This is a genomic window from Bradyrhizobium sp. WYCCWR15520, assembly GCF_056174665.1.
In genome coordinates, this window is record NZ_JBWBWM010000012.1 from 23,573 (window position 1) to 47,306 (window position 23,734).

Here is a 23,734-nt window from a genome sequence, read left to right on the forward strand (position 1 = left end):
GCTAATTTCAGCCCCTGTAATACAACCGGGCATCCCCCCAACCACAAAATGAAACTGCTTCGCAACACCGTTATTCGCGCCGGGCTGGAAGCGCTGTACTTCTCCGGAGCGCATTACCTGCTGCGACCAATCTTCGCAGGTGTCGGTGTCATTTTCATGCTGCACCATGTCCGTCCTCGCCGCGACGGCGCATTTCAGCCCAATCACCATCTCGAGGTCGAGCCGGAATTCTTGCGGGCGATGCTGGCGCATCTTCGTAACCTTGACGTCGACATCGTCACCATGGATGAAGCGCATCAGCGTCTCCAGCAGCGCAATTTTGCGCGGCGCTTCGCCTGCTTCACCCTCGATGACGGCTATCGCGACAACCGCGATTACGCTTTGCCGGTGATGCGCGAATTTGACGCGCCGATGACCGTCTACGTCACGAGCGATTTCGCCGAAGGCACCGGAAGGTTGTGGTGGGTTGCGCTCGAGAGGGCAATCGCCAAAGCGTCCTCGATCGAAGTACCGATCGGTGACACAGCGACCCGCCTCGACACCTCGACGCCGGCGGCCAAACAGGCCGCCTTCGACAGGCTGCACGACTGGCTGCGTACGCTGCCGGGTGAGCACGACCTGCTGCGCGAAATCTCCGCGCTATGCACGCGCCACGAGGTGGACGAAATTCCGATCGCACGCGAGTTCTGCATGTCCTGGGAAGAATTGAAGGCGTTCGCGGACGATCCCCTGGTGACGATCGGCGCGCATACGATCACGCATTGCAATCTGGCGCGGCAGAGCGAGGATACCGCCTCGTTCGAACTGGCGGAGAGCCGCGCGCGGATCGAAGCGGCATTGCAGCGGCCGGTGCTGCATCTCGCCTATCCCTATGGCGACCGGATCGCGGCCGGGCAGCGCGAATTCGCCCTGGCGAAGGCTGTAGGATTCAAGACGGCGGTCACGACGCGGCTGGGCATGCTGTTCCCGGAAAGCGCCGACCACATGACCGCGCTGCAGCGGGTCTCGCTCAACGGCAACTACCAGGACGCGCGCATCCTCCCAGTCCTGACATCAGGCGCGGCCACGGCGATGTGGAACGGTTTTCGACGCGTTGATGCGGCGTAGGGACTATCCGTAGTTCGTAGCCCGGATGAAGCGGAGCGTAAAATCCGGGGCCTCTCACAAGCCGGCAGATTTTCCCCGGATTGCGCTTCGCTCCATCCGGGCTACGGGTCCATTCCCTTCCTTGACTCGCACTCCTCCTCCCCCCAAAACCAAGACAAAGTTAATGGAGGATCGCATGTTCAAGGATCTGTTTTCACTCAATGGCCGCGTCGCGCTGGTGACGGGCGGTTCGCGCGGCATCGGCAAGATGATCGCGGCGGGTTTTCTCGCGCAGGGCGCGGCGAAGGTTTACATCACCGCGCGCAAGGCGGGTCCCTGCGAAGCCACCGCGAAAGAACTCACCGCCGCCTACAGCGGCGAATGCATCGCGCTGCCGATCGATATCTCCACCGTCGCGGGCTGTGAAAAACTCGCTTCGGAAATCATCAAGCTGGAGCCGAAGCTCGACATTCTCGTCAACAATGCAGGCGCGGCCTGGGGCGCGGAGTTCGACGAATTTCCGGAAAGCGGCTGGGACAAGGTGATGGACCTCAACGTCAAGTCGCTGTTCTTCCTGACCAAGGCGTTGGCAAAACCGCTACGCGCGGCGGCCTCGGCTGAACGCCCCGCCAAAGTGATCAACGTCGCTTCGATCGACGGCATCTTCGTCAATCCGATGGAGACTTACTCCTACGCCGCGAGCAAGGCCGCAGTGATCCACCTGACGCGGCGCATGGCGACCAAGCTGATCAAGGACAATATCAATGTCACCGCGATCGCGCCGGGCGCGTTCGCATCGGATATGAACCGCGCCGCGCGCGATCAGTCCGACGCGGTGGCAAAGCGCGTTCCGGCGCGGCGCATCGGTACCGATGAGGATATGGCGGGTGTCGCGATCTATCTTGCCTCGCGGGCGGGCGACTATGTCGTCGGCAACACCATCGCGGTCGACGGCGGCGTGGTGTATGCGAGCGCGGGGAGCGAGATTGCGGGGTAGGCGAGCGGCAACGGCGGTGCACTCCCTCGCCCCGTCCTTCACGGGGTCGAGACGAGCGAAGCTCGCTCTTAGAGGGTCGGAGTGAGGGGCTCTCTCCGCGAGCTGTGATCTATCGATAGACCTGTACCCCCCTCACCCGCCGCGCAAGCGCGCAGCGACCTCTCCCCGCAAGCGGGGAGAGGTTAGATCCCCTCACCTTCATCGTATTCGAAATCAGCCTTCGGCGCGTCGGGCAGCTCGCGCTCCAGCGCTTCGCGGTATCGCAGACAGCCGCGCAAGAATTTCGGCCAGGGCGGGACGGCCACTTCGGGCGTGATCCGTTCGGGCAACAGGCCCCAGAGATCGGGGTGGTGCCAGCACAAGTCGTGACCGGTGCTGTCGCGATGCGCGCGGATGCCCGCCCTCAGGCGCTTCACCTCCGCGACCAGTTGGTCGCGGTTCAGTTTTTCGAGGTCGCGATCGGGGTCCATGTTTACGGCTCCCCGATTTGCGGGGTGGTTCAGGTTTCGATCTTCACGTACTCGAAATCGCCGGGCTTGTTGTCGATGCCGACCTTCGGCGGCGAGATCCAGGAGGCGTACTGCCCGGCTTCGGTCACCGGCTTCATCAGCGAGGCGATGAAGTCGCCGTCCTGCGACGAAGGCAACCATTCGCCCTTGCGTTGGTTCCAGGTGGCGTCGTCGATCAGCACGCCGTCGGGCGTGGCGTTGATATCCTTGAACTCGCCGATCTGGCGGTGGAACGCGACGTTGGGCAGCGTCAGCTTGTACTGATAGCCGGCGGTCGAAATCACCTTGTTCCAGCGCAGCATGCCCTTGACGCAATCCTGCGTGTAGTCGTCGCGCAGGCGCATGTTGAGCGCGGTCAACGCCGGCTCGTCGACCCGCTTGATCACGCCGTCGACCAGCTTCAGCACCGGATAGGTGGCGTTCTTGAGCTGGTGGTCGTCGTCGATCTGGGTTTCCTTGTAGCGGCCCTTGATGCCGGCGTTGAAGGCATTCGCCGCGTTGGTCGAGACTTCCGAACCAAACAGATCGAGCGACAGCGAATAGTGCAGGTTCAGCTTCTTCTGGATGGTCGGCAGGTCGATCACCCCGAGCGCCCGCACCTTGGCGATGTCGGTCGGATCGGTGATGCCGGCTTCCTTCATCGCCTCGCAGGTGCGCTGCACGACGCGGCTGATGCCCGTCTCGCCGACAAACATGTGATGCGCCTCTTCGGTCAGCATGAAGCGGCAGGTGCGCGACAGCGGGTCGAAGCCGGACTGCGCCAGCGAATGCAGCTGCATCTTGCCGTCGCGGTCGGTGAAGTAGGTGAACATGAAGAACGACAGCCAGTCCGGCGTCGCCTCGTTGAAGGCGCCGAGCATGCGCGGGGAGTCAGCGTCGCCCGAGCGACGGCGCAACAAATCGTCCGCCTCCTCGCGGCCGTCGCGGCCGAAATATTTCTGCAGGAGATAGACCATCGCCCAGAGGTGACGGCCTTCCTCGACATTAACCTGGAACAGGTTGCGCAGGTCATAGAGCGAGGGCGCGGTCTTACCGAGATGGCGCTGCTGTTCGACGGAAGCGGGCTCGGTGTCGCCCTGGATCACGATCAGGCGGCGCAGCGTGGCGCGGTGCTCGCCCGGGACTTCCTGCCAGGCCGGCTTGCCGTAATTCTCGCCGAACGGAATGACGCGGTTCTCTTCCTGCGGCGCCAGCAAAATGCCCCAGCGGTATTCCGGCATCTTGACGTAATCGAACTTGGCCCAGCCGCGCGGATCGACCGAATAGGCGGTGCGCAGATAGACCAGCGACTGCTGAAAGCCTTCCGGCCCCATGTCGCCCCACCAGTCCATGTAGCCGGGATGCCAGCCCTCCAGCGCCTTGAGCACCTGGCGGTCTTCGCTGAGATTCACGTTGTTGGGAATCTTGGTCGAATAGTCGACGTTCATGTAATTCATAGCCGTGCTCCTTTAAGGCTCTCGTGTCCCGGGGCGTAAGTGCGAGGCGAAACGATGCGCCGCAGATCTGGGACCTGTTAAGGTTCTGCGGGCCGCGCCACCTGCGCCGCACGGCGCCCGGGACACGAAATCAAACCCGCGTCATGTCGAATTGCGCCTTCTGACCGGTGCCGTAACGGCGCAGCGCACCGTCTTCACCCACCGCGTTGGGGCGCTGGAAGATCCAGTTCTGCCACGCCGTGAGGCGCGAGAAGATTTTCGATTCCATGGTCTCTGGCCCGACGAAGCGCAAATTGGCTTCCATGCCGGTGAGGCCGTCGGGCGAAAACGACGTGCGCTCCTCCAGGAACACCCGCACCTCGTCGTCCCAATCGATATCGTCGAGCGCGAAAGTGACGAGGCCGAGTTCTTCGGCGGCCTCCGCATCGAGCGTCGTGCCGATGGTCGATTCCGCGCGTTCCAGATCGGACGGATCGGCCTGGAAGCGCGATTGCAGGCGGGTCAGGCCGTGGCTCATCGGATAGGGGCCGAAATTCATCGAGGTCAACTGGATCGCGGGCGGCTGGCGATTGTCGCCCTGCCGCGAGCCGATCAGCATGTAGGAGCGGTCGGCGGCGAACACGAGTTCGGCCAGCGTGCCGGCGAAGCAGGAGCCGGGCTCGACCAGCGTCACCAGCGTGCGCGAGGTAACGTCGATGCGCTTGAGCACGCGCTTCCAGTAGTGCCTGATCTCGTTGACCAGCCAATGCGCCTTGTTGGCTTCGAGGAAGGTGTCGCAGGCGACGATATTGGCGGGATCGCCGTGGCTCTTGAACACCAGCATCGCGATTTCAAGTTCGTTGATGCGCAAATGCAGGATCGCGTCATCCAGCTCGCGCGCCACCTGCAGCGGCCAGAACGACGCGCCCTGCCCGATCAGGCCGTCGATATCGGCCGGTGGCGCGGCTTCCGGCGCCTTGATTGAGATGGTCGCAATCCGCGCGGGGCGATCGATGTCGACGCTGACGAAGCCATAGCGGATGCCGGCTTCGTCGATGGTGCGGTTGAGCGGCTCGAGCGTGATGCCCTTGCCGGTACCGTTGCGCTTCGAGGCGACGGCGAACTCTTTCGCCCGCTCGGCGACCTTGGCTTCGAGCTTGCTGTTCGGCGCGATCTCGTCGACCAGCCGCCATGCGACGGCGCGCTTGCCCTTGATGCCTTCCTCGATGGTGCAGAAGAAGTCGGCATGGTCGCGGCGCACCTTGCGCTTGTCGACCACGCGCGTCAGCCCGCCGGTGCCCGGCAGCACCGCGAGCAACGGCACTTCCGGCAGCGCGACGGCGGCGGCGCCATCGTCGGCCATGATGATGTGATCGGTTGCGAGCGCCAGCTCGTAGCCGCCGCCAGCCGCGGTGCCGTTGACGACGGTGATGAAGCGCTGCCCGGAATTTTCAGATGAATCTTCCAGGCCGTTGCGGGTCTCGTTGGTGAATTTGCAGAAGTTGACCTTGTGCGCGTGGGTCGCGCCCGCCAGCATGCGGATGTTGGCGCCGGCGCAGAACACGCGGTTCTTAGCCGAACGCATCACCACCACTTTCACTTCGGGATGTTCGAAGCGCAGCCGCTGCACCGCGTCCGCGAGTTCGATGTCGACGCCGAGATCGTAGGAATTCAGCTTGAGCTGATAGCCCTCGAACAGCCCGGCGTTCTCGTCGACATCCATGGTGAGCGTCGCGACATCGCCCTCCACCGCCAGCTTCCAATGGCGATAGCGCGACGGATCGGTTTGAAAATCGATGTATTTCGCGCCGCCTGCGAGGACGCGATCTTCACCGGCCATGAGCCACCCTCTGTCGTTTTCTCGAAATGTTGCTTGGTTCGTTGCATGCACAATAGTGCATGTTTTTTGTTTAGTCTAGCCTAAAACGCCAGAACATGCATTTTGTTTCATGTTCGGCTCGCGGCCGCAATGGTCACCCAATCGGTCTTGGCAAGCTGCGGCCGCTCCAATTTGTCCTTGATGACGGCCGCCAGGGCCGCGGCCGGAAAACAATCGGCAAAGCCGTCGCCGCCGGCATGGCGCAGGCCCAGCGCCTCGAGCTCGCCGAGCGCCTCGCCCAGCATTCGTGCCGCGACGTGCGGCTTCTGCATGCGCAGCCGCAAGTTCGCGGTCGCGATCAGGATGCAGGCGCGGAGCAGAATCCGTTCGCGGCCGCCCTGCGGCGCTGCCGCCCACACCGCTTCCAGGATCTCCTGCGCCTCCCAGAAATAGCCGTGGTCGTTGAGCGCGATGCCGTAACGCAGCGCCGGGTGCCGTGCCGGCACGTAACCGCCGAAGCGCGGCGGCACGAGAGCTACGATCTGGCTCAGCGTTTCGTAGTCGGCGTTCGCCGTGCCGGGGTCGCCCGGTACATAGGCCCAGCGCGGCAATGGAAGATGACCGGCGGCTGGGGACTGTGTCATCGGGGCGCGGCCCCGGAACGCGCATGCGGAAATGCGTTACGCGGCCCGTCCCTGCGAGCCGCTACCTGTGTGCAACACCGCCTTTGCGAATTCCGAAATCGCATCCAGCGTCGCCTCCGGCGCTTCGCGATGCGGCTGATGTCCCGCGCCCGGGATCACAGTCACATCGACCGGACAGTAGCACTCTTCCGTGGCGATCTCGACCTGGCGCATGGTTCCATACTGATCGTCGACGCCCTGCAGGATCGCCACCGGTACGCGGATATAGGCGAGGTATTCAGAAATATCCCAGTTGCGGAAATCCGGATCGAGCCAGGCGCCGTTCCAGCCGTAGAAGGCATTGTCGACGTCCCGGTGCCAGCGCGCCAGCTTCTCTTTCAGGTTCGTGGTCTCGTAGGCGTTCCTGATCTCGGCAATCGAGGCCACCGAAATATCCTCGACGATGAAATGCGGCGCGATCAGCGCCAGGCCCTGCACGCGGTGGTCCTGATGCGAGCCGGTATAGATCGCCGCGATCGAGGCGCCGTCGGAATGGCCGAGTAAAAGGCCGCGGCGGAAGCCGATCTTGTCGAGCAGTTTCGGCAGCACGTCGAGCGCCTCGACATGCATGTAGTCGAGCGGCCTCGGCAGTTTTACGGGCGTCGACGCGCCATAGCCTGCGCGCGAATAGGCGAACACGCCGGCGCCCGTCGCGGCCTGAAGCTTTTCGGGAAAGTCGCCCCACAGGCCGGCCGAGCCGAGTCCTTCATGCAGCATCACGATCGTTGGCGCGCTCTCGGGCGACGGGCCGATCATGCGGTATTCGAGATGCGAGGCGCCGACTGTGAGGAAGCCCGAGGAGGTAAGGGTTGTCATATTTTGTGCTTTCCACTCATTCCGTCATTCCGGACGGATCGCGAAGCGAGCCGATCCGGAATCTCGAGATTCTCGCGATGTGCAATTGCACATCGTAGTTCGCGCTGTCGCGCGCCCCGGAATGACGACGTCAGGTGTGTTCGCGCAGCTTGAACCGCTGAATCTTACCCGTCGCCGTCTTCGGCAGGCTGTCCACCACGTCGATCCAGCGCGGATATTTCCAGGCGCCGATCTTCTGCTTGACGTGCTCCTTCAGCACTTCGTGCAGATCATCGGTGTTGGCGCCGGGCCGCAATACGACAAAGGCCTTCGGCTTCAACAATCCTTCCGGATCGGATTCGGGCACGACGGCGGCTTCGAGCACCGCCGGATGGGTGATCAGCGCGCTCTCGACCTCGAACGGCGAGACCCAGATGCCGGAGACCTTGAACATATCGTCCGAGCGGCCGCAGAAAGTGTAGCGCCCGTCGGCATCGCGAATGTACTTGTCGCCGGTGCGGGTCCAGTGGCCTTCGAAGGTCGAGCGGCTCTTGGCGCGCTGCTTCCAGTAGCCCTCGCCGGCGGACGGCGCATCGACCAGCAATTCGCCGACTTCGCCGTCGGGCACCTCGGCGCCTGCTTCATTGACCAGCCGCACCTTGTAGCCGGGCACGGGACGCCCCGATGAGCCGTATTTGATGTCGCCGGGCGCGTTGGACAGGAAGATATGCAACAGTTCGGTCGAGCCGACGCCGTCGAGAATGTCGACGCCGAACCGCGCCTTCCAGGCATTGCCGACCGATTCCGGCAACGCTTCGCCGGCCGAGGTGCAGATGCGCAGGCGCGTGCCGGCGCGGGCATCCTTCACCGTCTCGTCGTTGAGCATCGCCGCAAACAACGTCGGCACGCCGTAGAAGATGGTCGGATTGAATTTGTTCATCAGCGCAAACATCGCCGCCGGCGTCGGCCGGTCCGTGTGCAGCACCGTAGAGGCGCCGACCGACATCGGAAACGTCAGCGCATTGCCGAGGCCATAGGCGAAGAACAGCTTTGCCGCCGAGAGACAAACATCGTCCTCGCGAATGCCGAGCACCTGTTTGGCGTAGGTATCGGCCGTGGCGGCGAGATTGGCATGCAGGTGCCGCACGCCCTTGGGCATGCCGGTCGAGCCAGACGAATAGAGCCAGAACGCGGGCTCGTCCGGATGCGTCGCGGCGGTCGCGAACGTATCGCTCTCGCGTGCGAGTTCGTCGGACAGTTTCTTGTGGCCGTGGGCGTCCTTGCCCGACACGACGACGTACTCAAGGTCGGGCATCCGAGCGACGATGTCGTTGACGACCGGCAGCAGCGCTTCGGAGACGAACAGTACGCGCGCGCGGCAATCCCCGAGAATGTAGGCGTATTGCTCCGAGGTCAGCAGCGTGTTGAGCGGCACCGGTACGATGCCGGCACGGATCGCGCCGAGGAACACGCACGGGAAGTCCACCGTATCCAGCATGATCATCGCCACGCGCTCTTCGCGGCGGACGCCGAGCCGGCGCAGCATGTTGGCTGCGCGGCGGGTCTGGCGCTGCAGATCGCCATAGGTGAGTTCAGTGACGGTGTCGGTAAAGGCGAGCTTGGCCCCGCGCCCCTCCTCGACATTGCGGTCGAGCAGCCAGGTCACCGCATTGTACGAACCGGACGTGCCGCTCACGACGCTTCTCTCCTCAGTTTTTAAGAATTATAATTCATACAAAGACACCGGCCGCGCTTGCTGTCAATCCTCATCGGCATTATGTTTCCGAAATCCGTTCAACCGCAGGTAAAGCCGAACGAGGAAATGACCGAGGCCAGCGACCCCGAATCCGGCTTTCTCGAGCAGCTCGGCCAGCGTGTGCGCACCATGCGCGCCCTTCGCGGCATGTCGCGCAAAGTGCTCGCCAAGGTTTCCGGAATTTCCGAGCGCTACATAGCGCAGCTCGAAAGCGGCAAGGGCAATGTTTCGATCGTGCTGCTCAGGCGTGTGTCGAACGCGATGGGCGCGCATCTCGAAGACATGATTCCTTCAGCCGAACCGGCGCCGGACTGGGCGATCATTCGCGATCTCCTGCGCAAGGCGACGCCGGCCCAGATCGCGCACGCGAAGGATGCGCTGGCCGGCGGCGGCCCATCGGCGCAGCGTCGGATCAGCTTTGCCGGTATCGCGCTGATCGGCCTGCGCGGCGCCGGCAAATCCACCCTTGGCAGGATGCTGGCGAAGAAGATCGGCTGGAAATTCGTCGAGCTCAACAAGGAGGTCGAGGCGCAGAACGGATTATCCGTCGCCGAGATCATTGCGCTCTACGGCCAGGAAGGCTTTCGCCGCATGGAGCAGGCGGCGCTGTCGCAATTGCTCGCGCGCAAGGAATTGATGGTGCTGGCGACCGGCGGCGGCATCGTCTCCGAGCCGCTCACCTTCGACCTGATCCTGTCGTCGTTCTACACGATCTGGCTCAAGGCCGAGCCGGAAGAGCACATGGCCCGCGTGCGCGGCCAGGGCGATCTGCGCCCGATGGCGGACGATCGCTCGGCGATGGCGGAATTGCGCAACATCCTGATCAGCCGCGAGCCGCTCTATGCGCGCGCGTCGGCAGTGGTCGACACCGCAGGGCTTTCCGTCGATGCGGCGGCGGCGCGGCTGAGCGATGCGGTGGCGCCGGTACTGCACGACAAGCACGCGTTCGGGCTGCGCAGCGCGGTCTCCTGACCTTTCTGTGAAAGTGCAAGCTGCAGAGGCCTGATTTCCGGCCGCGCGGAAGGCATGCGCTCGACGGTTGCAACCCGAACCGGGCGCCACTATTAACCACCGCACAAGTTCCATGCGAGCGGTGGCTGCAATACACTCTAAAGGAGTGTTACTAAAGCGTTAAGCGCATGGAGGACAAATCGTGCTGGAGCGCCGTCAACACCCGAGAGGCCGCGTCTATTACGGCGGAATGATCGCGTTCAACGCGCGCAACTCGACGCTTGACTGCATCGTGCGCAATTTCAGCCAGGGCGGCGCCAAAATCGAATTCGAGAATTCGGCCATCCTGCCCGACCGGATCGATTTCGAAGTCGTGCGCCGGGGGCTTTCCTGTCTGGCCCGCCCGGTCTGGCGCGATCACAACACAGCGGGCCTGATGTTCTGCGGCGAGCACGACATGAGCAGCGTTGTTCCGCTGGAATGGGCGCGCAAGCTCCGCGCCAGCGAGCGGTCCAACCGGCGGCTGAAGTCGCGTCTCAATCAGCTTCTGAACGAGTTCTAGATCGCATGAGCACGGTTGAAGGCGACGACGGCCTTCCCGCTGCGGCCAAGCTGCCGAAAGCCCGACGGCGCCGGCTGCGTGCGATATTGCTGGCGTTGGTGACGCAGTACGCGATTATCGCGACGATTGTCGGCCTGTCGCTCGCGGCGATGCTGCGCTACCTGGTTACGCCGCAGATCGTCGCCAAGTTCGAAGCGATCGAAGCCGCGCTCAAGCGCTTGCCCGCGCCATAGCGCGCCTTGCCAAACCTCAGCAAGCGATGGAACGGATTGCTTCACTTCGCTCCCAATGACGGTGGAAACTCTTTACCAACCAGGCGCCATTCCGCCTAGCCTATCCAAGCTTTGCGAAAGCGGGCGCATGTTCAATGAGTCCCGCGGTGACCGGAAGTTCGTTTCGTCCAACAGGCAGCACCATCAGATGCGGTCCGGCATAGGGCGAGATGAAGCCGCTCGCCTTGCCGGCATCGAAGCCGAAACGCCGGTAAAAGGCTGGATCGCCGAGGACGAAAATGCCGAGCCAGCCGGCGGCCTCGCTGCGGGCGATGCCCTGGCGGATCAACCGGCTGGCAAAACCTGTCCGCCGGTATTCGGGCAGCACCGCGACAGGGGCGAGCGCCAGCGCGGGAAACGGCGCTTTCATCCGCGAGAACAGGACATGGCCAACGACCGTTCCGTCATCGACGGCAACCAGCGAGAAAATCGCATCGCCTGCCGTGCGCAGATCGTCGACCAGCTGCGCTTCGGCCGGCTGGCCGAACGCTACTTCCTGGACGGTACGGATCGCCGCAATATCCTCGGGCGTTTCAGACCGGACAATCAACTTCACACCAGCATCGATTTGACCGAGGCCGCCGTCTCCTGCAATCGCGGCAGGAAGCGTTCGACCATCTCGGCTGACGATACACGATCGACATGTGCGCCCATGTTGATGGCGGCGACGATCGCGCCGTCGTAGCGGCGGACCGGCACCGAGATCGAGCGGAAGCCCGGCTCGGCCTCGCGATCGACCAGCGAATAGCCTGCCGCGCGATCTCTGATGACCGTCTTCAAGAGCAGCTTCCTGTCGGTGACGGTGAACGGCGTCAGCGGCGTGAGGTCCATGGCGTCGAGCGCTTTTGCCAGTTCCTCATCGGTCAGCCGCGACAGCAGCACGCGGCCGACCGAGGTGCAGAACGCCGGCAGGCGGTAGCCGATATCGATGCCGGCGGCGAATATCCGCGTCGGGCTGGCGCGCGCGATGAAGACGACGTCGTTGCGATCAAGGATCGCCATCGACGAGATTTCCTGCGCCTCGCTCGACAATCGATCCAGCGCCGGCTGCAGCACCGAGACGACGTGGTTGGAAGCGAGATAGCTTGATGCCAGCACCAGCACGCGCGGCATCAGGCGAAACAGCTTGCCGTCGGTGGTAACGAAGCCGGCGCGCTCCAGCGTGAAGAGGATGCGCCGAGCAGTGGCGCGCGGCAGGTCGGCCGCCTTGGCGAGGTCGCTCAGCGTCATCGGCTGCCCGCTGCCGCCGAACACCTCCAGCACGCGCAGACCGCGGTCGAGGCTCTCGATGAAATCGGTGGCGCCGCGGTTGTCAGCGTCGCCCGCGCGCTTAAGCTTCGGCATCGCTGCCTCCATAATCCGCTTGCCTAACGCACAGCCTACGCTAAGATCGCACAAAAGTTCAATAGGCGAACAAATCCAGCAACGGAGATCCTCGCCATGATGAGCCAGGAAGCGAACGACCTGATTACCCGCACCGGGCGCAAGGACCCCTGCGGCAAGCTGATGCGGATGTACTGGCAGCCGGCAGCGCTGGTGGATGAGCTGGTGGGACCGCGGCCGGTTCGGCCCGTAAAATTGCTCGGCGAAAACCTGGTGCTGTTTCGCGACGAGGAAGGCCGTTACGGCCTGATCGACCGCCACTGCGCGCATCGCGGCGCCGATCTCGCTTTTGGTCGTCTCGAAAATGGCGGGCTGCGCTGCGCCTTCCATGGCTGGCTGTTCGATATCTCCGGCCAATGCCTGGAGACGCCCGCGGAGCCGAAGGACTCAAAGCTCTGCCAGGGCATCAGGCAGCGCTCCTATCCCGTGGTCGAGAAGAGCGGCATCCTCTGGGCCTATCTCGGTGAAGGCGAGCCGCCGGCGTTTCCGGAGATCGACTGTTTTGTCGCGCCCGACAGCCATACCTTTGCGTTCAAGGGCCACATCAATTGCAACTGGCTGCAGGCGCTGGAAGTCGGCATCGATCCGGCGCACGCCTCCTTTTTGCACCGCTTCTTCGAGGATGAGGACACGTCCGCAGCCTACGGCAAGCAGTTCCGCGGCGCATCCGCCGGAAGCGACATGCCGATGACCAAGATTTTGCGCGAATACGACAACCCGATCATCAATGTCGAGCACACCGAATACGGCCTGCGCCTGATCGCGCTGCGCGAGCTGGATGAAGAGCGCACCCATGTGCGCGTCACCAACCAGCTTTTCCCGCACGGCTTCGTCATCCCGATGAGTCAGGAGATGACGATCACGCAGTGGCACGTGCCCATCGATGACGAGAACTGCTACTGGTACGCGATCTTCACGAGCTACACGACGCCGGTCGACAAGAAGAAGATGCGCGACCAGCGCCTCGAACTCTACGAGCTGCCGGACTACAAGTCGCGCAAGAACAAGAGCAACGATTACGGCTTCGATCCGCACGAGCAGGCAACCGCGACCTATACCGGCATGGGGGCCGACATCAACGTCCACGACCAGTGGGCGGTGGAATCGATGGGCCCGATTCAGGATCGCACCAACGAGCATCTTGGGCAATCAGACAAGGCGATCGTGCAGTATCGCCGCCTGTTGCGGCAGGAGATCGAGAAGGTTTCCGGCGGCGAGAAGCCAATGCTTTTCCTGGACGCGGCGCACGCGCGGAGCATCCAGGGCCCGGCGACGATGGACGGCATCGGCCCGACGTTAGGCTGGGAAATCTACTGGATGGAAGTCGACGTGAAGCGCCGCCGCGGCGCGCCGTGGGCGGCGCCAGTGCCGAGCGAGATCGCCGGCAAGGTTCCCCACCTCACGGCGGCGGAGTGAGATTTGTGGCACCGTCATTCCGGGATGGTCCGAAGGACCAGACCCGGAATCTCGAGATTCCGGGTTCGATGCTCCGCATCGCCCCGGAATGACGGAAGATGGGGAGTGACGCGTTGAGTTTTGTGGAACGTCACGGGCTATGGTCGAAAGAGCAGAGAGAGGCGGCGACCCGCCTCGCCCGCATCGTCGACGAGCAAAACCTCGAAGTCATCCGCCTGTCGTTCCCCGACCAGCACGGAATCCTCCGCGGCAAGACGCTGATCGCGAGCGAGGCGATCGCCTCGCTGGAAAGCGGCTGCTCCATCACCACGACGATGCTCGCCAAGGACACCTCGCACAAGACGGTGTTTCCGGTGTTCACATCAGGCGGCGGTTTTGGCATGAAGGAGATGGAAGGCGCCGCCGATGTGTTTATGGTGGCAGATCCCACCACTTTTCGCGTGCTGCCGTGGGCAACGACCACCGGCTGGCTGCTCTGCGACCTCTATTTCAACGACGGCCGTCCGGTGCCGTTCGCCACACGCCATCTCTATCGCAAGGTAATCGATCAGCTCGGAGCGCGCGGCTACGACTTCGTGGCCGGTCTCGAAGTCGAATTCCATCTCTTCAAGCTCGATGACGCGCACATGGCGCCGGAGGATGCCGGCCAGCCCGGGCGGCCGCCATCGGTCAGCCTGCTGTCGCACGGCTATCAATATCTGACCGAGCAGCGCTACGACCAGATGGAGCCGGCGCTGGAGATCATCCGCCGCGACGTGCTGGCGCTCGGGCTTCCCTTGCGATCGGTCGAGGTCGAGTTCGGCCCGAGCCAGTGCGAATTCACCTTCCAGCCGACCAAGGGCCTCGTGCCCGCCGACAACATGGTGCTATTCCGCTCGGCCGTAAAACAGATCGCGCGCCGCCACGGCTATCACGCGACCTTCATGTGCCGGCCGAAACTGCCCAATGTGTTCGCATCGGGCTGGCACTTGCATCAATCGCTGGTGTCGCGCGCAAGCGGCGAGAATGCATTCATGGCCGGTGACAAGGGCGAGGTGCTGAGCCCGTTCGCAAAACACTATCTCGCCGGGCTGCTGGAGCATGCCCGCGCATCGACCGTGTTCACCACGCCGACCATCAACGGCTACAAGCGCTACCGCTCGTATTCGTTAGCACCGGACCGCGCGATCTGGGGCCGCGATAACAGAGGCGTCATGATCCGCGTGCTCGGCGGTCCGGGCGATGCCGCGACGCGGCTGGAAAACCGCATCGGCGAGCCTGCGGCGAACCCCTATCTCTACATGGCCTCGCAGATTCTCTCCGGCCTCGACGGTGTCGACCGCAAGCTCGATCCTGGGCTGTCCGCGGATACGCCGTACGAGACCAAGGCGGCGCTATTGCCAAAGAGTCTTCGCGAGGCGGTATTTGCGCTACAGGACGATCCGTTCTTCCGTCAGGCACTGGGCGCGGAGTTCGTGGACTACTACGTCCACATCAAGAATGCGGAGATCGAGCGGTTTCAGGCCGAAGTGTCGGACTGGGAGCACCGCGAATATTTCGAGATGTTTTGAGCGGGGTTAGCCTCTCCGCTTGCTCCGTTTGCGAGCGCAGCGAAGCAATCCATTTCTCCGCTTGCGGCAGCAAGGTTGCTTCGTCGCCTCGCTCCTCGCAATGACTGCGGATAGAGCGCCTCTCCATGCCGGAAATCGTAGGATGGGCAAAGCGACTTGTCCGCCGTAGCTCGAGAGCGAAGGCGGAAGCGTGTCCACCATTAGGCGTGCGAGGATAGATGGTGGGCACGGCGCTGACGCGCCCTTGCCCACGGCGCCCTCAAATGCCGAGATACCGGTGCTGCAGATCCGGCTCCGCAATCAACTGCTCACTCGTCCCCGTCCACACGGTGCGGCCGCGCTCGATGATGTAGTGGCGGTCAGCGATCTTGGAGAGGTTGGCGACGTTCTTGTCGATGACCAGTACGGATTGCCCACGGCCCTTAAGCATCGACAGGCAATTCCAGATTTCCTCGCGGATCAGCGGTGCGAGGCCTTCGGTGGCTTCATCGAGGATCAAGAGCTTTGGATTGGTCATCAGCGCGCGGCCGATCGCCAGCATCTGCTGTTCGCCGCCCGAGAGCGTCACGCCCATGTTGTTGCCGCGCTCGGCGAGGCGCGGAAACAGCGCGTGGATCTTGTCGATGGTCCACGGATCGGAATTGCCAGCGCGGTTTCCCGAGGCTGCGACCAGATTTTCGTACACGGTGAGATTGGGAAAGATCTGCCGTCCCTCGGGCACGAGGCCGATGCCAAGCTTTGCAATCTTGTACGACGGCAGGCTGCGCACCTGCTCGCCCGCGAAGCGGATCGTACCGGCGCGCGCGCCCGTCATGCCCATGATGGAACGGACGGTCGTGGTCTTGCCCATGCCGTTGCGGCCCATCAGGGCGACCATTTCGCCCGATTGAACCTTCAGCGACAGGCCGAACAGCACTTGGCTGAGGCCGTAGCAGGTCTCGATCCCGTCGATTTCCAGCAATGTTTCAGCCATGACGGGTCACCGCATGCTGGTCGCCGAGATAGGCGCGCTTGACTTCCTCGTTGTTGCGAATGGCGTCGGGATCGCCGGAGGCGATGACGCGGCCATAGACCAGCACGGTGATGCGGTCAGCGAGCGCGAATACGGCTTCCATGTCGTGCTCGACCAGCACGATGGTGACTTCCTTCCGCAATTCCTTCAGTAGCGCCACCATGCGCGCGGATTCGGTGACGCCGAGGCCGGCCATCGGCTCGTCGAGCAGCAGCAATTGCGGTTTGGTCGCAAGCGCGACCGCAAGCTCGAGCTCGCGCTGTTCGCCGTGGCTCAATTCGGAAACCAGCACATTGGCGCGTTGCCCGAGTCCCACTCGCGTCAGTGCGGCCTGCGCCGCGTCGCGCAGATGCTTCTCCTTGCGGGCAGCGCCCCAGAAGCGGAACGAGTGGCCGTCATGCGCCTGCGCTGCGATCGCGACGTTATCGATCGCGCTAAAATCCTTCAGCAGCGACGTGATCTGGAACGATCGCGCCAACCCAAGCCGGCTGCGCTGATAGGCCGGCACCCCGGTGACGTCGCGACCGGCGAAGTGAATCGCGCCGGAATTCGGCATCAACTGCCCGGTCAACTGGCTGATCAGCGTGGTCTTGCCGGCGCCGTTGGGGCCGATGATGGCATGCAGCTCGCCCGGCAGGACGTCCAGCGACAGATTGTCGGTGGCTTTGATGCCACCGAAGCTGCGGACCAGGTTTTCAACGCGGAGCAAGGGATCAGCCAAAGAACTAACCACGGCTCAACCTCCCGAGCAGCCCCATGATGCCGCCACGCGCGAACAGCACGAGCAGCAGCAACAGCGGGCCCATGATCAACGCCCAGTATTCGGTGAATTGCGACAGGACTTCTTCCAGCAGGAGGAACACGATGGTGCCCAGGACGGGACCGAACAGCGAGCCCATGCCACCAAAGACCACCATCACCATGAGTTCGCCGGAGCGGGTCCAGTACATCCCGGCCGGGCTGATGAAGTCGGTATTGTTGGCGAGAAGTGCGCCGGCGAGGCCGCAAATGGTGCCCGAGATGACGAAGCAGACGAGACGATAGCGGTTGGCATGATAGCCGATTGCCTGCATGCGCTGCTCGTTGGAACGAACGCCCTGCACCACCATGCCGAAGCGCGAGTTGACGATGCGCCAGATCAGATAGACGCCGCCGAACAGGCAGGCGAGGCAGAGGTAATAGAACTGCGTGCGGTTCGACAGATCGATCAGGCCGCCGAACGTGCTGCGCTTGTAGATGGTGAGGCCGTCGTCGCCGCCATAGCGAGAAAGACCCGAGGCGATGTAATAGGCCATCTGCGCGAAGGCCAGCGTGATCATGATGAAGTAGACGCCGCGGGTGCGCAGCGAGAGCGCGCCGATGACGAGCGCATAGAGCGCCGATGCCGCCAGCGCCACCGGCCACTGGATAAATCCGGAGCCGATGCCTTCATGGGCGAGGATGCCCACCGCATAGCCGCCGATGCCGAGATAGGCGGCATGACCAAAACTCATCATGCCGCCATAGCCCATGATGAGGTTGAGGCTGGCGGCGGCGAGCGCGAAGATGATGATGCGCGTGAACAGCGTCAGGATGAAGATGTTGCCGGTCAGCGCCGAATAAACCGGCAGCAATGTGAGGCCAAGCGCGACGAGCGCCACGACGACGTTGCGGGCGTTGATGGCAGATTTCATCGCTTGGCAGCCGGAAACAGTCCCTCCGGACGAACGACAAGGACGATCGCCATCAGGAGATAGATCAGCATCGACGACAGCGCGGGCGCGGCGGTCGAGGCGGCGGCGGAACTCAGCACGGTGCGCAACAGATCGGGCAGGAAGGCGCGGCCGAGCGTATCGATCATACCGACGAAGATCGCGGCCAGGAACGCGCCGCGGATCGAGCCGATGCCACCAATCACGATGATGACGAAGGCGAGAATCAGGATGTTCTCGCCCATACCGATCTGCACGGTGAGGATCGGCGCCTGCATCAGCCCGGCCAGCCCGGCGAGCGCGGCGCCCAGCCCAAACACCAGCGTGAACAGCAGCTTGATGTTGATGCCGAGCGCGCCGATCATCTCGCGGTTGGAGGCGCCTGCGCGGATCAGCATGCCGATCTTGGTTCGCATCACCACGACATAAAGCATTGCCGCAACCGCCAGCGCGACCACGATGATCGACAGCCGGTAGGCCGGATAGAACACGCCGGGGACGATCTGCACCGGCACGGTCAGCCAGGCCGGCAGCGGCAGCGACAGGCCGGCCGGGCCCCAGATCAGCCGCACCGCGTCGTTGAAGAACAGTATCAGGCCGAAGGTCGCGAGCACCTGGTCGAGATGGTCGCGGCCGTAGAGATGCCGCAGCGCCACGAACTCCAGGAGAATGCCGAGCAGCAGCGTGGCGCCGAGCGCCATCAGGATGCCCAGTATGAAACTGTTGGTCCACGCCACGAAGGTCGCCGCGAAATAGGCGCCCATCATGTAGAGCGAGCCGTGCGCCAGATTGACGAAGTCCATGATGCCGAACACCAGCGTCAAGCCGGCTGCCAGCAGGAACAGCAGCAGGCCGAACTGCAAGCCGTTCAGCGATTGTTCTACGAGGACGAGCATAGATCCCTAAACTCTAGGCCTGAAAAAACAGCGGCAGCACATCTGCGCCGCCGCCATTTTCTTGTTGGGCGGATGATCGGCCGCTAAACGCCCCCGGGTCAAGCCCGAGGGCGCGCTCCGGCGATCATGCACCGGTCATGCCAATCACTTCATCGGGCACTTGTCGACGAAGCGGTCCTGGTCGTCCTTGACGATGGTCGCCACCGTCTTGAGCGAAAGCTGGCCGTCGGCGTCCTTGACCACGTCCTGCAGGTAGAAGTTCTGGATCGGGATGTGGTTCTTGCCGTATTTGAACGGCCCGCGCACGGACTTGAAGTTGGCCTTCTCCATCTCAGCCTTCATCTCGTCCTTCTTCGAGGTGTCGCCCTTCACGGCGACGACCGCGCTGTTGATCAGGTTGGCGGCATCATAGGACTGCGCGCCATAGAAGGTCGGGCGCAGCCCGGGATATTTCTTGCGATAGTCCTCGACGAACTTCTTGTTCTCGGCGTTGGGCAGATCGTTGACCCATTGCTGCGCCCCGGGCACGCCGATCGCGTTGTCCTTCTGCAGCGGCAGTGACAATTCGTCGATCGTAAACGCGGTATAGAGCGGGATCTGCCCCTTGATGCCAGCCTGGGCATATTGATTGAGGAACTGGACGCCGGCCGCGCCCGGATAGAACACGAAAATCGACTCGGCCTTGGAGTTCTTGGCCTTGGTGAGCTCCGCGGAGAAGTCGAGCTGGCTCGGCCACACCGTGTATTCCTCGCCCACGACCTGGCCCTTGAAGGTGCTCTTCACGCCGGCCAGCATGTCCTTTCCGGCGGCGTAGTTCGGGCCGATCAGGAACACTGATTTCACGCCCTTCTGGTTCATGTAGGTGCCGACCGCCTGCGGGGTCTGGTCGTTCTGCCAGGAGGTCGAGAACACGTAAGGCGAACAGAGCTCGCCGGCGAGCTGCGAGGGACCGGCATTGGCCGAGATCAGGAAGGTTTTTGAATCGACCGCGGTCTTCAGCGATGCCAGCAGCACGTTCGACCAGATATAGCCGGCGATGAAATCGACCTTGTCGGACTGGATTAGTTTTTCGGTCTTCTGTTTACCGACATCGGGCTTCTGGCCGTCGTCCTCATAGATCACCTCGACCGGCTTCCCGCCCATCTTGCGGCCGAGATGATCAAGCGCCAGCTCGAACGAGTTGCGCATGTCGTTGCCGATCACAGCGGTCGGGCCGCTGAAGGTCGAGACAAAGCCGATCTTGATGGTGTCGCCAGCAACTGCGGTCTGCGTCAGCGCCAGAATGGCCGCGCCAGCCAGCCAGAATGCCTTTTTCATAATCACTCCCCTCCTCGTTATCGAACCAGACCCGCCTTTTGGCGGGCAACGCTTGTTTCCGCGCGCCTCTTATCATGTGAGGTATTTTGTGCGCGAAATTGCCAGCCAGCGGCAAGCATGAACCGCCGGCCCGGCTTTGGACCTTCGGCGCATGCTTAAAGCCACCTGCACCATAATTCGCGGACCGTGGGGATGGCAAGAACTATAGTTCCGGTTGCTGGGGCAACAATTGTCGCACCGCTGCGAGCGGCCGCTCGGATTTTAGGAATTTCCTAAAGCGGCCGGAAGCCAAGCTCCGCCTGCAACCTCCGCGGTTCACAGCTCCGAAAGCAATCTGCAGCCAACTGCTCCGAAGAGGATGGATCCATGCTGGGTTTCCTGTTCGGCTTCAATGCGCGCATCGGCCGACTGCATTTTTTCTGCAGCACGCTCGTGGTCACCGTCATGATGGTCGCGGTCCACGCCGCCGCCATCGCTTACGCTTTTCAGACCACCCCCAAGGGAACGGTCCCAAGCTCGACCTCGGGGCCGATCTTCGCCGCCGCCATCTTCTACGCGTGGCTCACTGTCACGCTGCAGTCGATGCGGTTCAGGGATATCGGATGGGATCCGGTTTGCGTGATGCCGGCGTGGATCGCGGTTGTGATCGTCGACGGGATCGTCGCCACCAAATTCCCGGCCATGTCGCTGGGCCATGAGCGCGGAACGATGGTCGGCGCACTCATTAATCTCTCGCTCATTCTTGCCTTGCTGTTTTGTCCCAGCGGGGCGCATGACAGTCCGGTGCCGACCCTTGACGAGCGGTTTCCCGATCCGCCGCCGCCCCGCCCGGTCGCGGAGACGCCGGCCGTGCCGCAAATTACGCGGCCTGCCAACGGCGGATTCGGCCGCCGCGGGCTTTAGCTTCAGATCAGATACTCCGCGCCATCAACGACGTAAGGCGCGTGGCGGAAATCCCTGATGGTTGCGACCCGGCCGGCCGACCAATCCAGCAACATGAAATATTTCGGCCCTGCATCGCGCTTGCCCGGATCGAATACCAGGATGGCGGGACGCCCTTCGACCAGGCCGGGCACCAGATGCCAGTCGTTGACCTTGGCGTAGTTGCCGAAATATCGGGACACCTCGGCCTTGCCACGCATATGGGTCTTGTTGACGAGATCGAGCTTGACGTCATCAGCAATCATGGTGCGGATCGCGTCGAAATCGCGCGCGTTGAAATGCGCGACATAGGCGCCGAGGCGCGCACGATCCGCATCCGGCAATCTCTGTTGCGGCGTATCGTCCGGCTCAGCGGCGAATTCGCGCAACTGCGCGCGGCCGCGATGCAGCGCGGCCTTGGCCGCGGGCAGGCTGCAACCCATCGCCTCGCAGATTTCCTTCAGCGAGCAGCCGAGCACGTCCATCAGGATCACGCTTCCGCGCTGCGCTACCGGCAGGCGCATGAACGTGCGCAAGGATGTGGCGGCGATCTGGCGGCTTTCCACGGCATCGAGCTGGTCAACGATCATATCCGCCTCCTCCGTCGAGCGAAGCGTCTCCTGGCGGTTGCGCCGGCGCAGGAAATCCAGCGCGGTGTTGTGCGCGATCCGGAACAGCCAGCCTTCGGGATTGCCGATGGCGCCGGCGGTAGCGCGCGCCTCCACCGCCTTGATCAGCGCGTCCTGCAGCACGTCCTCCCCGTCGATGACCGAGCCGACCATGCGCGCGCAGTAGCGATGCAGCCGCGGCCGCATCGCGACAAGCAGGCGTTCGATGTCGGAGGCTGTGGACGTCTCGGGCACCACGGTCATTCTGTCTCCGGCAATCGGGTTCAGTTCTCGCCCAGCATGCGATAATTGCCGACGATGGCGGCGCCCTTGGCGAGCGGCGGCTCGGCGCAACGCTCCCGAATGCCGTTCTGGAACGCGGCGAAGGACGCCAGCTTCGGCAAGGCGCTGGCGCCGTCATCGGCCGCACTCTCGACGACATGAATGAAGGTATCGTCCTCCAACCGCAGCGATAGATAGCGCAGACCCTGCGGCTGCCCCGCCTTCAGTTCCGCAAACACCGCTGCGATCAGTTCCGCGTTCCTGTCGGCCATTTCCGGCTTTGTCTTGTACCTTATCACGGTCCGTCTCATGGCTTTCTCCTTGTTGCAGCCATCTCGCCCCAAGGACGTTTGAGTTCGGGCAAAGGATGCGGTGGCAGGAAATTTATTTTGCCGTCGTTCCTGCGCTTGGCCGGGACGACAGCGATCATACGCTTTCGCTATCGCCCGATTGGCAAAGACGTCTTGGACCGCTGGCGCAGATGGCTACATAATCCAATGCGTTGAGACATCTGAAACCGGGGCCGCATTCCCATGACGACAGTGCCGAAAGAACCCCATCACGTGGTAATCGTCGGCGCCGGTTTCGGCGGGCTGGAAGCAGCCTTTGGCCTTGCCGGGGCGCCGGTCAAGATCACGCTGATCGATCGCCGCAACCATCACCTGTTCCAGCCGCTGCTCTACCAGGTCGCGACCGCCTCGCTGGCGACGTCGGAAATCGCCTGGCCGATCCGTTACCTGCTGCGCCACCGTCCCGAAGTGACGACGCTGTTCGCCAATGTGAACGGCGTCGACGCCGCCGGAAAACGCGTGCTGCTCGAAGACGGCGATACCATTGCCTACGACACGCTGATCCTCGCCACCGGCGCCCGCCACGCCTATTTCGGTCACGACGAGTGGGAGCCGTTCGCGCCGGGCCTGAAGACGCTGGAAGATGCGACCACGCTGCGGCGGCGCATCCTCGTCGCCTTCGAGCGCGCCGAGCGCGAGACCGATCCTGTCAGGCGCGCGGCGCTACTCACCTTCGTTATCATCGGCGCCGGCCCGACCGGCGTCGAAATGGCCGGCACCATCGCCGACCTCGCCAAGGACACGCTGCCGCCGGACTTTCGCAACATCGACACCCACAAGACCCGCGTTGTGCTGGTCGAGGCCGGCCCGCGCGTGCTCGCCGGCTTCCCCGAAGATCTCTCCGCCTATGCGCAGCGCTCGCTGGAAGAGATCGGCGTCGAGGTAGTGCTGGGGCAACCCGTCACCGAATGCGCCATCGACGGCGTCGTCTATGGCGGCAACAAGCTCGAGGCCCGAACCATCGTCTGGGCCGCCGGTGTGCGCGCCTCGCGCGCGGCGGAGTGGCTGAACGCACCTGCCGACCGCGCCTACCGCCTGAAGGTCGAGCCTGATCTGACCGTGCCCGGCCATCCCGACGTGTTTGCCATTGGCGACACCGTGACGATCGCAGGCCCCGACGGCAATCCCGTGCCGGGCATTGCGCCGGCGGCCAAGCAGCAGGGGCGCTACGTGGCGGCGCTGATCAAGGCGCGCTTGAACGGCAGCACGCTGCCGCCGTTCCGCTACAAGCACGCCGGCAGCCTGGCACAGATCGGCAAGAAGAAGGCCGTGATCGACTTCGGCCGCATCAAGCTGCGCGGCAACCTCGCCTGGTGGATCTGGGGCATCGCCCACATCTACTTCCTGATCGGCCTGCGCAACCGCCTCAGCGTGGCGTTGAGTTGGCTGTGGATTCACGCCCGCGACCAGCGCGCGGCGCGGCTGATCACGCAGGGGTCGAGCAAGGTCACGGGATAAGTTTC

24 protein-coding genes are annotated in these 23,734 nt (G+C 63.3%); 9 read left to right on the plus strand and 15 right to left on the minus strand.

Annotation, left to right across the window (positions count from 1 at the left end; translation table 11 throughout):
- Positions 1-48 precede the first annotated feature (48 nt).
- A complete protein-coding gene (locus tag AC0QUY_RS15140) occupies positions 49-1,107 on the plus strand; it encodes a polysaccharide deacetylase family protein (RefSeq protein ID WP_475387415.1) in 1,059 nt (352 codons plus the stop codon).
- Between the two features lie 175 nt (positions 1,108-1,282).
- On the plus strand, positions 1,283-2,083 hold the full coding sequence (locus AC0QUY_RS15145; protein WP_475387416.1) for an SDR family NAD(P)-dependent oxidoreductase: 801 nt from the start codon (positions 1,283-1,285) through the stop codon (positions 2,081-2,083).
- Positions 2,084-2,265: 182 nt separating this feature from the next.
- Here AC0QUY_RS15145 and AC0QUY_RS15150 read toward each other — a convergent pair whose 3' ends face one another.
- From AC0QUY_RS15150 to AC0QUY_RS15175, 6 genes are all read right to left on the minus strand, one after another.
- Positions 2,266-2,553 carry a hypothetical protein gene (locus tag AC0QUY_RS15150; RefSeq protein WP_161850568.1) on the minus strand — a complete coding sequence of 96 codons (288 nt, stop codon included), beginning with the start codon at positions 2,551-2,553 and terminating at the stop codon, positions 2,266-2,268.
- 29 nt (positions 2,554-2,582) lie between these two features.
- A complete protein-coding gene (gene boxB, locus AC0QUY_RS15155) occupies positions 2,583-4,019 on the minus strand; it encodes a benzoyl-CoA 2,3-epoxidase subunit BoxB (RefSeq protein ID WP_161856271.1) in 1,437 nt (478 codons plus the stop codon).
- Positions 4,020-4,158: 139 nt separating this feature from the next.
- Positions 4,159-5,847 carry a 2,3-epoxybenzoyl-CoA dihydrolase gene (gene boxC / locus AC0QUY_RS15160; protein ID WP_475387417.1) on the minus strand — a complete coding sequence of 563 codons (1,689 nt, stop codon included), beginning with the start codon at positions 5,845-5,847 and terminating at the stop codon, positions 4,159-4,161.
- Positions 5,848-5,954: 107 nt separating this feature from the next.
- The gene (locus tag AC0QUY_RS15165) at positions 5,955-6,470 is read right to left on the minus strand and encodes a DUF309 domain-containing protein (RefSeq protein ID WP_475387418.1); all 516 of its coding nucleotides are present in this window, start codon (positions 6,468-6,470) and stop codon (positions 5,955-5,957) included.
- A gap of 36 nt (positions 6,471-6,506) precedes the next feature.
- The gene (locus AC0QUY_RS15170) at positions 6,507-7,325 is read right to left on the minus strand and encodes an alpha/beta fold hydrolase (RefSeq protein ID WP_475387419.1); all 819 of its coding nucleotides are present in this window, start codon (positions 7,323-7,325) and stop codon (positions 6,507-6,509) included.
- Between the two features lie 130 nt (positions 7,326-7,455).
- Positions 7,456-9,000, minus strand: a complete 1,545-nt coding sequence (locus tag AC0QUY_RS15175) for a benzoate-CoA ligase family protein (protein ID WP_475387420.1) — start codon at positions 8,998-9,000, stop codon at positions 7,456-7,458.
- 81 nt (positions 9,001-9,081) lie between these two features.
- Between AC0QUY_RS15175 and AC0QUY_RS15180 the strand changes: the two genes are divergently transcribed.
- The 3 genes from AC0QUY_RS15180 to AC0QUY_RS15190 all read left to right on the plus strand — a co-directional run bounded on the left by AC0QUY_RS15180 (position 9,082) and on the right by AC0QUY_RS15190 (position 10,806).
- Positions 9,082-10,032 (plus strand): helix-turn-helix transcriptional regulator, encoded by a 951-nt coding sequence (locus tag AC0QUY_RS15180; RefSeq protein WP_475387536.1) that lies wholly within the window; start codon positions 9,082-9,084, stop codon positions 10,030-10,032.
- A gap of 181 nt (positions 10,033-10,213) precedes the next feature.
- Positions 10,214-10,573 carry a PilZ domain-containing protein gene (locus AC0QUY_RS15185; protein ID WP_475387421.1) on the plus strand — a complete coding sequence of 120 codons (360 nt, stop codon included), beginning with the start codon at positions 10,214-10,216 and terminating at the stop codon, positions 10,571-10,573.
- A gap of 5 nt (positions 10,574-10,578) precedes the next feature.
- Complete coding sequence (locus AC0QUY_RS15190; protein WP_475387422.1) at positions 10,579-10,806, plus strand: hypothetical protein; 228 nt, start codon at positions 10,579-10,581, stop codon at positions 10,804-10,806.
- 100 nt (positions 10,807-10,906) lie between these two features.
- Here the strand turns inward: AC0QUY_RS15190 and AC0QUY_RS15195 are convergent, their stop codons facing one another.
- Positions 10,907-11,401 (minus strand): GNAT family N-acetyltransferase, encoded by a 495-nt coding sequence (locus AC0QUY_RS15195; protein ID WP_475387423.1) that lies wholly within the window; start codon positions 11,399-11,401, stop codon positions 10,907-10,909.
- A complete protein-coding gene (locus AC0QUY_RS15200; protein ID WP_475387424.1) occupies positions 11,398-12,189 on the minus strand; it encodes an IclR family transcriptional regulator domain-containing protein in 792 nt (263 codons plus the stop codon). Before AC0QUY_RS15200 ends, AC0QUY_RS15195 begins: the two co-directional genes overlap by 4 nt.
- 96 nt (positions 12,190-12,285) lie before the next feature.
- Here AC0QUY_RS15200 and AC0QUY_RS15205 point away from each other — a divergent pair, with 96 nt between their 5' ends.
- Both AC0QUY_RS15205 and AC0QUY_RS15210 read left to right on the plus strand, forming a co-directional pair.
- Positions 12,286-13,644 (plus strand): aromatic ring-hydroxylating dioxygenase subunit alpha, encoded by a 1,359-nt coding sequence (locus AC0QUY_RS15205; RefSeq protein WP_475387425.1) that lies wholly within the window; start codon positions 12,286-12,288, stop codon positions 13,642-13,644.
- A gap of 113 nt (positions 13,645-13,757) precedes the next feature.
- Positions 13,758-15,194, plus strand: coding sequence for a glutamine synthetase family protein (locus AC0QUY_RS15210; RefSeq protein WP_475387426.1), 1,437 nt, complete (start codon positions 13,758-13,760; stop codon positions 15,192-15,194).
- Positions 15,195-15,453: 259 nt separating this feature from the next.
- Here AC0QUY_RS15210 and AC0QUY_RS15215 read toward each other — a convergent pair whose 3' ends face one another.
- The 5 genes from AC0QUY_RS15215 to AC0QUY_RS15235 form a co-directional block, all read right to left on the minus strand.
- Positions 15,454-16,167, minus strand: a complete 714-nt coding sequence (locus tag AC0QUY_RS15215) for an ABC transporter ATP-binding protein (protein WP_161850578.1) — start codon at positions 16,165-16,167, stop codon at positions 15,454-15,456.
- Positions 16,160-16,927, minus strand: coding sequence for an ABC transporter ATP-binding protein (locus AC0QUY_RS15220; protein WP_475387537.1), 768 nt, complete (start codon positions 16,925-16,927; stop codon positions 16,160-16,162). The genes AC0QUY_RS15215 and AC0QUY_RS15220 overlap by 8 nt, the downstream gene beginning before the upstream one ends.
- A gap of 4 nt (positions 16,928-16,931) precedes the next feature.
- On the minus strand, positions 16,932-17,879 hold the full coding sequence (locus tag AC0QUY_RS15225) for a branched-chain amino acid ABC transporter permease (protein ID WP_475387427.1): 948 nt from the start codon (positions 17,877-17,879) through the stop codon (positions 16,932-16,934).
- Positions 17,876-18,793 carry a branched-chain amino acid ABC transporter permease gene (locus tag AC0QUY_RS15230; protein WP_161850580.1) on the minus strand — a complete coding sequence of 306 codons (918 nt, stop codon included), beginning with the start codon at positions 18,791-18,793 and terminating at the stop codon, positions 17,876-17,878. Before AC0QUY_RS15230 ends, AC0QUY_RS15225 begins: the two co-directional genes overlap by 4 nt.
- Positions 18,794-18,937: 144 nt before the next feature.
- Complete coding sequence (locus tag AC0QUY_RS15235) at positions 18,938-20,110, minus strand: ABC transporter substrate-binding protein (protein ID WP_161850581.1); 1,173 nt, start codon at positions 20,108-20,110, stop codon at positions 18,938-18,940.
- Positions 20,111-20,476: 366 nt separating this feature from the next.
- Here AC0QUY_RS15235 and AC0QUY_RS15240 point away from each other — a divergent pair, with 366 nt between their 5' ends.
- Positions 20,477-21,013, plus strand: a complete 537-nt coding sequence (locus AC0QUY_RS15240) for a DUF805 domain-containing protein (RefSeq protein WP_475387428.1) — start codon at positions 20,477-20,479, stop codon at positions 21,011-21,013.
- 2 nt (positions 21,014-21,015) lie between these two features.
- Here AC0QUY_RS15240 and AC0QUY_RS15245 read toward each other — a convergent pair whose 3' ends face one another.
- Positions 21,016-21,903 (minus strand): sigma-70 family RNA polymerase sigma factor, encoded by an 888-nt coding sequence (locus AC0QUY_RS15245; RefSeq protein ID WP_475387429.1) that lies wholly within the window; start codon positions 21,901-21,903, stop codon positions 21,016-21,018.
- A 20-nt stretch (positions 21,904-21,923) separates the two neighbouring features.
- Entirely contained in the window at positions 21,924-22,232 is a 309-nt protein-coding gene (locus AC0QUY_RS15250) for a hypothetical protein (RefSeq protein WP_161850584.1), read from the minus strand.
- A 222-nt stretch (positions 22,233-22,454) separates the two neighbouring features.
- Between AC0QUY_RS15250 and AC0QUY_RS15255 the strand changes: the two genes are divergently transcribed.
- Positions 22,455-23,729, plus strand: coding sequence for an NAD(P)/FAD-dependent oxidoreductase (locus AC0QUY_RS15255; RefSeq protein ID WP_475387430.1), 1,275 nt, complete (start codon positions 22,455-22,457; stop codon positions 23,727-23,729).
- The last annotated feature ends 5 nt before the right edge of the window (positions 23,730-23,734 follow it).